The following is a 13,983-nucleotide window of genomic DNA, read 5'->3' as shown; positions in this document are numbered from 1 at the left end:
GAGTCCACGTCGGCACCGCCCACGCGAGGCTGCTGGCGACTCGGCGGCGGGAGGGGACGGACTGGGACGGCTGGGGCGCTGCCGACGTGGACTCTGACATGGATGCTCCGAAACGTGAGAGGGGTGTGACACAGGATGTGTGTCCTCCTTCCAAGGTACGTCGTCGTCGACCGAGGGCAAGCCCCGGCCACCCCACGGCCCCCTAGGGGTGGCACCTCATCTGCGGAGGCGCAATGCTGGTATTCTTGACGGGATCCCCTGCGTGCCGCCGAAGAGTGCGGATGCATGCGTAAGGGGAGAACGCAGAACCTCCTGCCGCGGAGAGACCGCGGCCGCAAGCCCAGAGGAGGTGGGTTCGCATGCGTGCTTATGAGCTGATGGTGCTGATCGACCCTGAGGTCGACGAGCGCACCGTGGAGCCGACCCTGAAGAAGTACCTCGAGGTCGTCACGAACGCCGGCGGCACCGTCGACAACATCGACGTGTGGGGTCGCCGCAAGACCGCCTACGAGATCCAGAAGAAGTCCGAGGCCATCTACGTGGTCGTCAACTTCCAGTCGGAGCCGGCCGCCACCCAGGAGCTGGACCGTCTGCTGAACCTCAACGAGACGATCCTGCGCACCAAGATCATCCGTCCGGAGGAGCAGAAGATCACCGCTGAGTGATCCTCGTACCGTGTCCGGAGGGTCTGAGAGCATCGGATCAGTCCCCGACGCCCCCACCGGAACCCCGCTGAGCAGTCCCGGATCCCCGGATCCGGTCACTGACCGGCAGAACCCCCGAAGACAGGAGTGACCATGGCAGGCGAGACCGTCATCACCGTGGTCGGCAACCTCACCGCCGACCCGGAGCTGCGCTTCACCCCGAACGGCGCGGCCGTCGCGAACTTCACCGTCGCGTCCACGCCCCGCACGTTCGACCGCCAGACCAACGAGTGGAAGGACGGCGAAGCGCTGTTCCTGCGCTGCTCGGTCTGGCGCGAGGCCGCGGAGAACGTGGCGGAGTCGCTGACCAAGGGCATGCGCGTGATCGTGCAGGGCCGCCTCAAGGCGCGCTCCTACGACGACCGGGACGGCAACCGTCGCACCAGCTGGGAGCTGGACGTGGACGAGGTCGGCCCGGCGCTGCGGTTCGCCACGGCCAAGGTCACCCGCGCCCAGCGCGGCGGTGGCGGCGGCGGTGGCTTCGGCGGCGGCCAGCAGGGGGGCGGCTTCGGCGGCGCCCCGGCCGGTGGCGGCTTCGGGGGGAACAACGACGGCGGCTTCGGCGGCGCCCAGCAGGGCGGCGGCTGGGGCGGCCAGCAGCAGGGCGGCGGCCAGGCCGCGCCGCAGGACCCCTGGTCCGGCGGCGGTGGCGGCGGATGGGACACCCCGTCCTCCAACGAGCCCCCGTTCTGATCCTGCACTGACCGGGCGCGGCCCCCACGGCCGCGACGGACACGGAACACCACGGACCTCTCCGTCCGGGCGCGCATCGCCCGGAGGGCCGCCCCCGGTGGCCCATCCCACCCGCGACCCGGCACCGCCGGGCCGCACTGCACACGGCCCCGTGCCCCGCACGGGACGCCGCGTGATCCCATCCCGCAGAACCGTTCTGCGGGCTCCAGAGAACTCTGAAGGAGCACCACGATGGCGAAGGCTGAACTCCGCAAGCCCAAACCGAAGTCCAACCCGCTCAAGGCCGCCAAGATCACCGAGATCGACTACAAGGACGTGGCCCTGCTGCGCAAGTTCATCTCCGACCGCGGGAAGATCCGTGCCCGTCGCGTGACCGGCGTGACCGTCCAGGAGCAGCGCAAGATCGCCCAGGCCGTCAAGAACGCCCGCGAGGTGGCCCTGCTGCCCTACGCCGGCGCCGGCCGCGGCTGATCGAGCGAGCGAAGGAAGGAACACCCAGATGGCAAAGCTCATCCTGACCCAGGAAGTGGCCGGTCTCGGCACCTCCGGTGACGTGGTCGAGGTCAAGAACGGGTACGCCCGCAACTACCTGCTCCCGCGCGGTTTCGCCACCGTGTGGACCAAGGGCGGGGAGAAGCAGGTCGAGTCCCTGCAGAAGGCCCGCGCGGCCCGCGCCGTGGCGAACCTGGAGGACGCGCAGGCCCAGGCCGCGCAGCTCCAGTCCGCCACCGTGAAGCTCGAGCGCACCGCCGGTGCGGAGGGTCGCCTGTTCGGCGCCGTCCAGACCGCCGACGTCGCCGAGGCGATCGAGGCCGCCGGCCTCGGTTCCGTGGACAAGCGCTCGATCACCCTGCCGGCGCACATCAAGTCCGTGGGCAACCACGAGGCCCAGGTCCGCCTGCACGAGGACGTCATCGCGACCGTCCAGCTGCAGGTCGTGGCCGCCAAGGCCAAGAAGTGATCATCCGCTTCTGAGCCCGTCGCGCCCGCGACGCGCACCCGAGGCCCCGGTCCGCTCTTCACGAGCGGGCCGGGGCCTCGTGCCGTGGGGGAACATGGAGGTCATGCCCTCCGCCCCACCGCCCTCCGACCTCGCCGGCTCGACGGCGGCCCCGCGCCCGCCGCTGTGGACGCGCCCGTTCATCCTCGTCAGCGCGACCTACCTGTTCGTGGCGATGATCTTCTACACGCTCATGACCGCCATGGCGCTCTACGCCGTCACGTCCTTCGGCGCGTCGGACGCGGAGGCCGGCGTCGTGGTGGGGGCGTTCGTGCTGGGCGCGGTCCTCACCCGCATGACGACGACGCCCGCCACCTTCGCGTGGGGGCGCCGGCGGGTCCTGCTCGTCGCCTTGGCCTGCTACGTCCTCACGACGGCGGCGTACCTCTGGGCGGACTCCCTGGCCACGCTGACCGCGGTCCGGCTGCTCAACGGCATGTGCTTCGGTGCGGCCGGCACCGTGCTGGCCACGGCCGTGCAGCGGATCGTCCCGCCCGTGCGCCGCTCCGAGGGCACCGGCTGGTTCTCCACGTCCATGACGCTCGCGGGCGCCGTCGGGCCGATGGTGGCCCTGCAGCTGAGCACGGCCCTCGGCTACGACGCCCTGTTCCGGGCGTGCATCGGCTTCACGGGCATGGCCCTGCTGATCGCGCTGTTCCTGCGCGTGCCCGAGCCGCCGCTGACGGGCCGGTTCCGGCTGCACCGGGCGGACGTGTTCTCCGCGGAGGTGGCGCCGGCGGCGGGCGTGGCCCTGGCCTCCGGGTTCATGTACGGCGGCATCCTCGCGTTCATGGCCACGTTCGCGCAGCAGCAGGGCTACCCGGCGATGGTGCCGAGCCTGTTCTTCCTGCTCTTCGCCGCGGGCACCATCGTGGGCCGCGCCGTCCTGGGCGTGCTGCACGACCGGCACGGGGACAACGCCGTCGTCTACCCGATCCTCGCGGGCATGGCCGTCTCCTACGCGGTGCTGGCGCTGTGGCGGGAGCCGGCGGGCATGCTCGTGGCCGGCGCTCTGCTGGGGCTGACCTACGGGCCGGTGGTGAGCGTGTTCCAGACGATCGCGATCAAGGTGGTCCGGCCCACCGAGATCGGCGTCGCCACGGGCACGTTCTTCCTGCTCCTGGACCTCGGCACCGGCCTCGGCCCCATGGTGCTCGGCGCGGTGGCGGCCGCCGTCGGGATCCCGGTGATGTACCTGCTCTCCGGCGGGGTCGGGGTAGCGCTGCTGCTCTACTACCGGCTCGTGCACGGCGGCCGGGCCATCGCCCGGCGCCCGTCCCCGGCCTGAGCCGGGCGGCTCCGGCGCGCGGACGGCGCCCCGCCGCTGCTCATGCGTCCCATCCCCCGATGTGCACGAGGGCGTCGCCGCGGTGCACCAGGGGTGCCTCGGTGCGGCCGATGACCACGCCGGTCAGCTCGGCCTTCACGTGCGCGAGGCGGCGGCCGAACGAGTTGTAGAGCGCGCCGATCCGGTCCCCGGCGCTCACGCGTTCGCCGAGGGAGACGTCCAGGTGCACGAGGCCGTCCGCGCGGGCGCGCACCCACGTGGACTGCCACACCAGGTACGGGGCGTCCTGCTCGCCGTCGACGACGTCGGGGTGCACGGCGGCGGTGTCCTCGCCGGTGGCGTCGGTCGCCTCGGGCACGTCCGTGGTCCGCTCCTCGGGGACCTCACCGGGCAGCGGACCGGGGGCGTCGACGACGGCGTCCGGCCCGGGCTCGGTGAGCCCGACGTCCGCGGGATCCACCATGTCCAGGGCCGCGAGCACGCGCAGGACCCCGTCCACGCCGGGGGCGATCGCGTACTCGTCGAACCGCCAGGCCTCGCCGGCCTCGTAGAGCAGCACGCGCGCGCCGGTCTCGCGGGCCGCGGCGCGCAGGGAGCCGTCCCGCAGGCGGGCGTGGAAGAGCACGGGCGCGCCGAACGCCTCGGCGAGCGCGCGGGTCTGGGGGTCCTCCAGGTCGCAGCGGATCTGCGGCAGGTTGGAGCGGCGGTCCGCGCCGGTGTGCAGGTCGATGCCCACGGTGCAGCGGCCGATCACCTCGGTCATCATCAGGTGCGCGATGCGCGAGGCCAGGGAGCCCCGGGCGGAGCCGGGGAAGGAGCGGTTCAGGTCGCGGCGGTCCGGCAGGTAGCGGTCCCCGGCCATGACGCCGAGCACGTTGACGATGGGCACGGCCAGCAGGGTGCCGCGCAGGTTTCTGGGCTGCAGGCGCTCCAGGACGCGGCGGACGATCTCGACGCCGGCCACCTCGTCCCCGTGGATCGCGGCGGAGACCCACACGGTGGGCCCGTCCTCGCGGCCGTGGAGCACGTGCACGGGCAGGGTGACGTCCGCGCCGGTGACGAGCTGGGAGATCGGCAGGGACAGCTCGTGGCGGCGGCCGGCCGGGATCTCGACCCCGCCGAACGCGAAGGGGGCGCGGGCGGGGCGAGGGCTCACGCGCGTCCCCGGTTCCGGCGGCGCACGCCGCGCGGAGGCTGCCCGCCCACGTACGAGGCGGCGGGGTCCACGAGGAGGCCGCCGGCGGCCAGCGCGGTGCGCCCCACGAGCATGCGGAAGCCCATCTCGTCGCGGTGGGTCAGGGTCACCTCCGCCTCGATCGTGCGGCCGGCCAGGGTCAGCGGCATCACGACGACGACGCGCTCCTGCGCCTCGCCGTTCGAGGAGCGGACCGTGCGCAGATCGGCCACCGGCAGCTCGGCCGTCCGCGCGTCCGCGGCCGAGGTCTGCCACGGGTGCACCTCGAACCGGACCCACGCGGCGCCGTTGCGGGTGAACCGCTCGATGCCGAAGGCGTGGAGCGCCGAGGTGCGGGCACCGGTGTCGATCTTGGCCTTGATCCAGGGGGTGTGGGCGGCGGGCAGGCCGACCCATTCGCGCCAGCCCACCAGCCCCGGGCGAGCGGCGCCGTCGTCGGTGGGGGGCACGCCGTGGGGGGCCAGGGCCGTGTGCTTAGATTCAGACACGCCCCTCATCCTCCCAGGAAAGCGGTCATGAAGCTCGCCATCCTCTCCCGTTCCCTGCGCGCCTACTCGACGCAGCGCCTCAAGACCGCGGCGCTCGAGCGCGGCCACCAGGTGAAGGTCCTGGACACCCTGCGCTTCGGCATCGACCTCAGCTCGGACGAGCCCGATCTGATGTTCCGCGGCCGCCCCCTCTCCGGCTACGACGCCGTGCTGCCGCGCATCGGCAACTCGGTGACCTACTTCGGCACCGCCGTGGTGCGCCAGTTCGAGCAGATGGACGTCTACACGCCCAACACGGCCGCCGGGATCATGAACTCGCGGGACAAGCTGCGGGCCACCCAGATCCTCTCCCGCCACGAGATCGACATGCCCGCCACCGTGTTCGTGCGCAACCGCGGCGAGGTCTCCACGGCGATCGACATGGTGGGCGGGGCACCCGTGGTGATCAAGCTGCTCGAGGGCACCCAGGGCATCGGCGTGATCCTGGCGCCGACCAAGAAGGTGGCCGAGGCGATCATCGAGACGCTGCACGGCACCAACCAGCAGGTGCTCATCCAGCGGTTCGTGGAGGAGTCCAAGGGCACGGACATCCGCGCGCTCGTGGTGGGGGACCGCGTGGTGGCCGCGATGCGCCGCCGGGCCCAGGGGGACGAGTTCCGCTCCAACGTGCACCGCGGCGGCACCGTGGAGCGCGTCGAGCTCTCGCCCGAGTACGCGGAGACCGCCGTGCGCGCCGCCCACATCATGGGCCTGCGCGTGGCCGGCGTGGACATGCTCGAGGGCGAGCACGGCCCGCTGGTCATGGAGGTGAACTCCTCCCCGGGGCTGCAGGGCATCGAGGCCGCCACGGACCTGGACGTGGCCGGCGCGATCATCGACTACGTGGCGGACCAGGCCGGCTTCCCCGACATCGACGTGCGCCAGCGCCTGGCCGTGTCCACCGGGTACGGGGTCGGTGAGATCACCGTGCACGCCGGCTCCGGCTGGGTGGGCCAGTCCATCGAGGACTCCGGGCTGCTCGCGAAGGACCTGCAGGTGCTCACCCTGCACCGCGGCACCTCCGTGTTCCCCAACCCCGCGGACACCAAGGTCCTCGAGGAGGGCGACCGGCTGCTCTGCTTCGGCAAGACCGAGAACATGCGCGCCCTCATCCCCGCCCGCGCCCGCCGCCCCAAGCGCGTGCGGAAGCTGCCGGCCACCCCGATCCTCGCCTCCGTCGCCGAGGAGGCCCCGGCGCCCGAGGCGCCCGCCGACGACGCCTGAGCCCGGGCGCGGGGCTCAGCGGGCCGGGGCGAACGCGCCGATGCCCGTGAGGTGCCGGCCGAGCGTGAGCTGGTGGACCTCGTCCGTGCCCTCGTAGGTGCGCACGGACTCGAGGTTGTTCGCGTGCCGCAGCGGCGAGTGCTCCAGGGTGATGCCGTTGCCGCCGAGCATCTCGCGGGCCTCCCGGGCAATGCCGATGGCCACGCGGCAGTTGTCCAGCTTGCCGGCGGAGATCATGGCGGGGGTGAGCGGGCCGGCGTCCTTGGCGCGGCCGATCTGGTGCGCCAGCAGGTAGCCCTTGCCGATGGCCACGGCCATGTCCGCGAGCTTGGCCTGCGTCAGCTGGTGGGAGGCCAGCGGCACCCCGAACTGCTGCCGCTGCATCGCGTAGTCGAGGACGGCGTCGAAGGAGTCGCGGGCGGCGCCCATGGCGCCCCAGATGATCCCGTAGCGGGCCTCGTTGAGGCACTGGAAGGGGCCCTTGAGCCCGACGGCGGAGTCGGCCGGCAGCATCGCGGAGGCGGGCAGGCGCACGCCGTCGAGGTGGATCTCGCACTGCACCGACGCCCGCATGGACAGCTTCTGGGTGATCGCCTCCGCGCGGAATCCGGGAGTGTCCGTGGGGACCACGAAGCCGCGCACCCCGCGCCCGTCGCCGGGCTCGCCGGTCTGCGCCCAGATGATCGCGACGTCGGCCAGGGTGGCCAGCCCGATCCACCGCTTGACCCCGTCGAGCACCCAGTCGCCGCCGGGCTCCTGGCGGGCCGTCGTCGTCATGGAGGCCGGGTCCGAGCCGGCGCCCGGCTCGGTGAGGCCGAAGCAGCCGACCGCCTCGCCGGCGGTCATGCGCGGCAGCCACTGCGCCTTCTGCTCCTCGGAGCCGTGCTTGTGGATCGCGCCCATCGCGAGCGAGCCCTGTACGGAGACGAAGGTGCGCAGGCCGGAGTCGCCGGCCTCGAGCTCCTGCGCGGCGAGGCCGTACTCCACCGCCGAGCGGCCGGGCATGCCGTGGCCCTCGTAGGGCATGCCGAGCACGCCGAGACGGCCCAGCTCGGGGACGATCTCGCGGGGGAACACGGCGTCGTCGTACCAGCGGGCGATGTGCGGGCGGATGTGCTCGTCCACGAAGCCGCGCACCTTCAGTGCGACGGCCTTCTCCTCGGCGGAGAACAGGGAGTCCAGGCCGACGACGTCGGCGCGGCCGAGGAACGAGTCGGCCTCGGTGTGGAACGGGGTGGTCATGGTGGGGGTCCTCTCTGCGGGGTGGTCAGCGGGCGTCGAGCCAGGTGTTGACGGCCGCCGTGTCCGCGCCGAGCGCGGGCGGCGCGTGGCGCGGGTGCGCGACGGGCGGGTCCCACTGCACCGGGTGGCGGAACTGCCGGCCGGCCGGGGCGCCGGAGCGGTCCTGGACCTCGACGGTCGGCTCGAGGCCGAGGGACTCGGCCAGTTCGACGCCCTCGGCGACGGTGGACACGAGGCCGACCGGGAGCCGCTCGGCCTGCAGCACGTCCCGCCAGTGGGCGGCCGTCTCGGCCGAGAGCGCGTCCTCCAGGGCGGTGCGCAGCTCCTCGCGGTGCTCGACCCGGTCCGTGTTCGTGGTGAAGCGCGGGTCCTGGGCGAGCTCGGGGACGCCGAGGGCCGCGGCGAAGGTGCGGAACTGCGCGTCATTGCCGATGGCGACGGCGAGCGGCGCGTCCCGGCACGCCAGCAGCTGATAGGGGGCGATCGAGGGGTGGTCGTTGCCCATCCGCCGCGGGGCGACGCCGGCGCCGAGCCAGGCCTGGCCCTGGTTGGCGAGCGCCCCCTGCAGCGAGGAGAGCAGGTTCAGCCGCAGGTGGGCGCCCTCCCCGGTGCGCTCGCGGCGCAGCAGCGCGGCGAGCACGCCGGCGGTGAGGTCCTTGGCCGTGAGCACGTCCACGAGGGCGACGCCCGCCTTCATCGGGGCGTCCGGTTCGCCGGTGATGCTCATGAGCCCGCCCGCGGCCTGGACGATGAAGTCGTAGCCGGGCAGGTCCCGGCCCTCGCGGTCGCCGAAGCCGGAGACGACGGCGTAGACCACGGACGGGTTCTCCCGCGCGACGTCGTCGTAGCCCAGGCCGAGGCGCTCCATGGTGCCGGGCTTGAGGTTGTGGACCACGACGTCGGCCCGGGCGGCCAGGGCGGCGGCCCGCCGCTGGTCCTCGGGGTCCTTCAGGTCCCAGCCGACCGACTCCTTGTTGCGGTTCACGGACTCGAAGTAGGTGGCACCCGTCGCCGAGCGGGGCGGAGCCCAGCCGCGGGTGTCGTCGCCGCGCACGGGGTGCTCCACCTTGATGACGCGCGCCCCGAGGTCCGCCAGCGTCATGGTGGCGAGCGGGCCGGCGAGGACGCGGGAGAAGTCGGCGACGAGGACGCCGTCGAGGGGGAGCGAGGCCGGGGAGGGGGCGGGCGGTGGTGACCGGGGGCACGGCGGACTCCTCACTGTGGCGGACGACACGACGACGGGTTCCACCCAAGCACCGTGCTCGCGTTCCGTCCAATGACTCTGGGGCGGGTCACTGACGTGCGTGAGTCATCGGCGCCGGGCGGTCCGGGGCGGCCGGGAGAGGTGGGCACGGGGAGGACCCGGGGCCGCGGGCAGACGCTGTCAACTTCGCCGTCCCCAGATCCGGGCACCTTGTCCACAGGAGTTGTCCACAGATGTGGAGGGTGTGGACGACGGTGTGGATAGGCCTGTACCAGGCGGTGTGATGAGGGCGCAAACGGGGGTGCTGTCAAGTTGGATCGACGGGGCCGAAAGGGGGGTGGAGAATCTTCCTCCACAGCCCTGGGGATCGCATCGTCCCAGGTCAGAGCCGGATTCTGGGGGTGGCCGAGCGGTTGTCCCCAGCGCGGTCCCCAGGCGATCCACACGACACGCCGCCGAATCCACACGTTGTCCACAAGGCCTGTGGGAAACGCGGTTGCCCAGCCTCCACGGCGCGCGTAGTGTCGCGTGGTATCCCCAACGCGAGGGCGGGTATTGGCCGCAGGTGACCACTGACAGGCGCGCATCCGCTCGGACCGTCGCCCCGGGGACCGTCGCACCGTCCGCCTGCAGGAGGGTGCGGCGGCACGGGCGGTGACAACAGAGGAATCAGGGCCGGGAAGACCGGCGAGGGCCGCCGTCGTGCGGGCTGTGGGAAGGGAGTCTCCGGACGTTGACTGAGAACTACGGAGACTCGGGCTCCTACGACGGCGGCCGTTCCTCTGAACGCTTCCTGCCGCCCCAGGACCTGGAGGCGGAGCGCTCGGTGCTGGGCGGCATGATGCTCTCCAAGGACGCGATCGCGGACGTGGTGGAGCTGCTGCGCGGCCACGACTTCTACCGGCCCAGCCACGAGATGATCTACGAGGCGATCATCGACCTCTACGGCCGCGGCGAGCCCGCGGACGCCGTCACGGTGGCGGACCTGCTGAACAAGCGCCAGGAGCTCAGCCGCGTGGGCGGCCCCGCCGTGCTGCACGAGCTGATCCAGTCCGTGCCCACCGCCGCCAACGCCAGCTTCTATGCGGAGATCGTGGCGGAGAAGGCCGTCCTGCGCCGCCTCGTCACCGCCGGCACCAAGATCACCCAGCTGGGGTATCAGGGCGACGGCGAGGTCGAGGAGATCGTCAACGAGGCGCAGTCCGAGATCTACAAGGTGGCGGAGAACCGCCAGTCCGAGGACTACGTGCGCCTCGCGGAGATCATGGAGCACGCCGTCGACGAGATCGAGGCGGCCGGCAACCAGGGGGAGGGCCTGACGGGCGTCCCCACCGACTTCTACGACTTCGACGAGCTGACGCAGGGCCTGCACGGCGGGCAGATGATCGTGATCGCGGCGCGCCCCGCCGTCGGCAAGTCCACGCTCGCGCTGGACTTCGCGCGGGCCGCGGCCATCCACCACAACATGGCCACCGTGTTCTTCAGCCTCGAGATGGGCAAGAACGAGATCGCCATGAGGCTCTTGAGCGCCGAGGCGACGATCGCGCTGCAGGACCTGCGCAAGGGCACCATCCGGGATGACCAGTGGTCCAAGATCGCCGCGACCGTGGGGCGGCTGAACGAGGCGCCGTTCTTCATCGACGACTCCCCGAACATGACCATGATGGAGATCCGCGCCAAGTGCCGGCGGCTCAAGCAGAAGAACAACCTCAAGATGGTGGTGCTGGACTACCTGCAGCTCATGAGCTCGGGCAAGAAGGTCGAGTCCCGTCAGCAGGAGGTGGCCGAGTTCTCGCGTGCCCTGAAGCTGCTGGCCAAGGAACTCGACGTGCCGGTGATCGCGTTGAGCCAGTTGAACCGTGGGTCCGAGCAGAGGACGGACAAGCGGCCGCAGGTGTCCGACCTGCGCGAGTCCGGCTCGATCGAGCAGGACGCGGACATGGTGATCCTGCTGCACCGCGAGGACGTGTACGACAAGGAGTCCCCGCGCGCCGGCGAGGCCGACCTGATCGTGGCCAAGCACCGCAACGGGCCGACGAAGACCATTGTGGTGGGGTTCCAGGGTCACTATTCGCGGTTCTCGAACCTGGCGAGTGATGCGGGTGGTGGCCCGGGTGGGTTCTGACGGCCGTCACTGACGCCAAACCGCCCCGTCAGTGAGTGCAGAGAGCCTGTCACTCACTCGAGTGAGGCACTCACTGTGTCGACTGACGGCATCAGTGACGTGCATCGTTCTTCAGGGCACGAGGTCGAGCGTCAACCGGGGTCTGGTCTGGCGCATGCATTCCCACAGGTCGACGCAGCGGGTCTCCAGAGCGGCACAGGCGTCAGGGATTTTCACGCGCTTGCGCGCCTGAGGGGCGGGCACCTCGAAGGTGACCACGGTGGCGTCCATGCATGCAGCCTGCGCCACCAACAGCAGATCGGCGCTGTCATCCAGAAACTCGTCCTGCGCGGCCTGTTGATACGCGGGCTGACGGGTCAGGGTCCACTGGGCCAACTCGCCGATGCGCTGGGGCACCTCTGACGTGGGTGGGAGGAAGAGCTGCGGATGGTTTGACGCCCAGGTGGCGAGTTCATCCCCGCCCCGGCATAGCTCCTGCCGCACGGCCTCCACGCTGGCGACCCAGCCTGCCGCATGAGCGCGCTCCAGCCACGTCCAGAACCCCGGGGCGAGATCGAACCCGTAGTAACTGTTCTTCGGCGTGATGAAGGTGTTGGCGTCGAGCAGGAACATCATGCGGCCGCCATCTTCTGAGCCAGGGTGTCCATAACCTCACGCTTGTGGGTTCCGAGCAGGCGGAACGCGTCCCGGTAGCTGGTTCCGCCTTCCCGGGCGCTGGCCACCACGGCAGTGGTGAACGGGACGCCGAGGCGGTAGCGGGCGGTGCGGTAATAATCGCCCCCTCCGCCCTTCGGCGCCGGGGTCTGGGGGTGAGGGATGCGGGCCAGCGCTGCGAGCTGCGCGTCGGCGGCCGCAGGGGTGATCAGTCCGCAGGTCTTCATCCGGAGAACCACGACGGCGCGGCTCACCTGGCAGCGTTTGGCCACATCGGCGACCACCTCGTCGAACTCCGTGCTGAGTCGCTCCTGCTGCTGCTCCAGCACGACGCGGGGCACCAGGGCTGCGGCGGCCACCCGGTTGCACCAGGCCTCCTCGTAGGGTGCGTGGCGTCCGGGGCGGGCATCAGACAGCGCACTGTGTCCGAGGAGCAGGTGAGCGGTCTCGTGGAGGAGGGTGAAGTGCTGGGCGGTCTTGGCCTCGGTTCCGTTGACGAAGATCAGTGGAGCGAGGTCGTCGGCCAGGGCGAAGCCCCTGAACTCGTCCGGGTTCAGGGGCCTTCGGGTCTCATTGCCGACGTAGCCGCTGATCATCACCAGCACCCCCGCCTCTTCCAAGGCGCCCACGAGCGCGCTGCGGAAGGCGTCACCGGCGCCGGACAGGGCGTCCAAGTGGAGGATCTCCCGGAGGCGTGTTCCGGCATCCTCTGTATCGTTCTGGAGCGTGGCGCTGCCCACGAGGGGCACGGGGCTGGCGCCAATGGCGAGCATGTGGTCCCGGTACCAGTCCTGGCGGAGCTGGCACTCCCGCAGGACGTCCACCAGCTCGGCGGAGGGGTGATCCACGCCCTGGCTGCCCGGCGTGCGCATGTCAGGGATGGGGATGGGTGCCGGCGCCGGGGGAGCGCTGAGGAACAGCATGCCGAAGGGCACATGGACCTTCTGCCCGAACCGTTCCAGCTGCTTCATGGTGGGCTTCTTCGTCCGGCTGAGCCAGGCCTCGAGGTCGGGGTGTGCGGTAGTAGCGCTGGCCAGGTCGATGCCCCCACGTTCGAGGGCCCAGCGCAGGACGGCCGGCTCGACGTCGACGCGCACCGTGGGCATGGACCGCCTCCTCCCTGGGCCGGGGCGACTTTGTGTCGCCCTGTGCTCAGCCTAGTCATCGCCTCGGACGCTGTAAGCCCCACCCCGTACACTCGCGTCGTGATCACCGGAACTCTCAAAAACCAGGTTGACCGCGTCTGGGACGCCTTCGCCACGGGTGGCATCAGCAACCCTCTTGAGGTGATCGAGCAGATCACCTACCTGCTGTTCCTGCGTCGCCTGGATGAGGCACAGACGCAAGCCGAGGCCAAGGCGCGCCGCACGAACCAACCGGTGGAGACGACGATCTTCGACGCCGACCACCAGCACCTCCGCTGGCACCAGCTGAAGAACGTCGCCTCGGACGAACTCTTCGCCCGCATGGACCGCGAGGTCTTCCCGTTCCTGCGCCGTCTCGGCCAGCAGATTGGAGGGGAGGACTCCACTTACGCGCACCACATGCGAGACGCCCGCTTCACCATCCCCAACGCGCGCATGCTCGCCACCGCCGTGGATCTGATCGACAAGCTTCCCCTCACAAACCGGGACACCACCGGTGACCTGTACGAATACCTCCTCTCCAAGCTCTCCACCGCGGGACGGAACGGCCAGTTCCGCACGCCGCGGCACATCATCGACCTCATGGTGCGGATGACGGCGCCCACCCCGGAGGACGTGATCGTGGACCCGGCATGTGGCACGGCAGGGTTCCTCGTCGGCGCGTCGGAGTATCTGCGGGAGGAACACCCGGAACTTTTCTTTGACATGAACCAGCGGCTGCACTTCAACCGGCGCATGTTCCACGGATATGACTTCGACAGCACCATGCTGCGCATCGCCAGCATGAACATGCTCATGCACGGGGTGGAGTCCCCGGACATCGCGTACCGGGACTCCCTGGCCCAGGGTGCTAGCTGTTGTGGGTCATGAGGTTCTTGCCACGAGGCGCCGGCTGAGATGAGACGAGTGGGCCTCTCCCGCAGGATGGAAGTTCCTCAACAACCCACCTGCCAGAAGAGACCCACTCATGACTCACGCTAAC

The 13,983-nt window shown here is 71.0% G+C and carries 14 protein-coding genes; 8 read left to right on the top strand and 6 right to left on the bottom strand.

All coding sequences use genetic code 11. The features are described 5' to 3' along the window. Positions 1–359: 359 nt before the first annotated feature. From rpsF to J1M38_RS09455, 5 genes are all read left to right on the top strand, one after another. Entirely contained in the window at positions 360–665 is a 306-nt protein-coding gene (gene rpsF / locus J1M38_RS09475; protein WP_002857790.1) for a 30S ribosomal protein S6, read from the top strand. Between the two features lie 132 nt (positions 666–797). After that, positions 798–1,397, top strand: a complete 600-nt coding sequence (locus J1M38_RS09470; protein WP_135039565.1) for a single-stranded DNA-binding protein — start codon at positions 798–800, stop codon at positions 1,395–1,397. A gap of 231 nt (positions 1,398–1,628) precedes the next feature. Continuing rightward, entirely contained in the window at positions 1,629–1,868 is a 240-nt protein-coding gene (gene rpsR / locus J1M38_RS09465) for a 30S ribosomal protein S18 (RefSeq protein ID WP_002857788.1), read from the top strand. Positions 1,869–1,896: 28 nt separating this feature from the next. Then, positions 1,897–2,358, top strand: coding sequence for a 50S ribosomal protein L9 (gene rplI / locus J1M38_RS09460; protein ID WP_002857787.1), 462 nt, complete (start codon positions 1,897–1,899; stop codon positions 2,356–2,358). Between the two features lie 103 nt (positions 2,359–2,461). Next, positions 2,462–3,685, top strand: coding sequence for an MFS transporter (locus J1M38_RS09455; protein WP_241246615.1), 1,224 nt, complete (start codon positions 2,462–2,464; stop codon positions 3,683–3,685). 40 nt (positions 3,686–3,725) lie between these two features. Here the strand turns inward: J1M38_RS09455 and J1M38_RS09450 are convergent, their stop codons facing one another. Next, on the bottom strand, positions 3,726–4,841 hold the full coding sequence (locus J1M38_RS09450) for a succinylglutamate desuccinylase/aspartoacylase family protein (protein ID WP_044659958.1): 1,116 nt from the start codon (positions 4,839–4,841) through the stop codon (positions 3,726–3,728). Further along, complete coding sequence (locus J1M38_RS09445) at positions 4,838–5,368, bottom strand: ATP-dependent zinc protease (protein ID WP_043276131.1); 531 nt, start codon at positions 5,366–5,368, stop codon at positions 4,838–4,840. The genes J1M38_RS09450 and J1M38_RS09445 overlap by 4 nt, the downstream gene beginning before the upstream one ends. 27 nt (positions 5,369–5,395) lie before the next feature. Here J1M38_RS09445 and rimK point away from each other — a divergent pair, with 27 nt between their 5' ends. Continuing rightward, entirely contained in the window at positions 5,396–6,631 is a 1,236-nt protein-coding gene (rimK, locus tag J1M38_RS09440) for a 30S ribosomal protein S6--L-glutamate ligase (protein WP_036314384.1), read from the top strand. Positions 6,632–6,646: 15 nt separating this feature from the next. Here the strand turns inward: rimK and J1M38_RS09435 are convergent, their stop codons facing one another. Together J1M38_RS09435 and J1M38_RS09430 are read right to left on the bottom strand one after the other, a co-directional pair. Next, positions 6,647–7,873 carry an acyl-CoA dehydrogenase family protein gene (locus tag J1M38_RS09435; RefSeq protein WP_041102466.1) on the bottom strand — a complete coding sequence of 409 codons (1,227 nt, stop codon included), beginning with the start codon at positions 7,871–7,873 and terminating at the stop codon, positions 6,647–6,649. A 25-nt stretch (positions 7,874–7,898) separates the two neighbouring features. Continuing rightward, the gene (locus tag J1M38_RS09430; RefSeq protein ID WP_206501234.1) at positions 7,899–9,092 is read right to left on the bottom strand and encodes a CoA transferase; all 1,194 of its coding nucleotides are present in this window, start codon (positions 9,090–9,092) and stop codon (positions 7,899–7,901) included. A gap of 778 nt (positions 9,093–9,870) precedes the next feature. Here J1M38_RS09430 and dnaB point away from each other — a divergent pair. Next, positions 9,871–11,202, top strand: a complete 1,332-nt coding sequence (gene dnaB / locus J1M38_RS09425; RefSeq protein ID WP_095353546.1) for a replicative DNA helicase — start codon at positions 9,871–9,873, stop codon at positions 11,200–11,202. 111 nt (positions 11,203–11,313) lie between these two features. On the opposite strand, the gene J1M38_RS09420 is transcribed toward dnaB, so the two are convergent. Together J1M38_RS09420 and J1M38_RS09415 are read right to left on the bottom strand one after the other, a co-directional pair. Then, positions 11,314–11,817, bottom strand: coding sequence for a DUF4411 family protein (locus tag J1M38_RS09420; RefSeq protein ID WP_044659832.1), 504 nt, complete (start codon positions 11,815–11,817; stop codon positions 11,314–11,316). Next, positions 11,814–12,962, bottom strand: a complete 1,149-nt coding sequence (locus tag J1M38_RS09415; RefSeq protein ID WP_044659831.1) for an ImmA/IrrE family metallo-endopeptidase — start codon at positions 12,960–12,962, stop codon at positions 11,814–11,816. The genes J1M38_RS09420 and J1M38_RS09415 overlap by 4 nt, the downstream gene beginning before the upstream one ends. A 99-nt stretch (positions 12,963–13,061) precedes the next feature. Here J1M38_RS09415 and J1M38_RS09410 point away from each other — a divergent pair, with 99 nt between their 5' ends. Further along, positions 13,062–13,871, top strand: a complete 810-nt coding sequence (locus tag J1M38_RS09410) for an N-6 DNA methylase (protein WP_206481399.1) — start codon at positions 13,062–13,064, stop codon at positions 13,869–13,871. The last annotated feature ends 112 nt before the right edge of the window (positions 13,872–13,983 follow it).

The organism is Micrococcus sp. KRD070, assembly GCF_017168435.1.
GTDB lineage: Bacteria > Actinomycetota > Actinomycetes > Actinomycetales > Micrococcaceae > Micrococcus > Micrococcus luteus.
The sequence above is the reverse complement of the archived record's forward strand: the minus strand, read 5'-3'. Positions and strand labels throughout refer to the sequence as shown.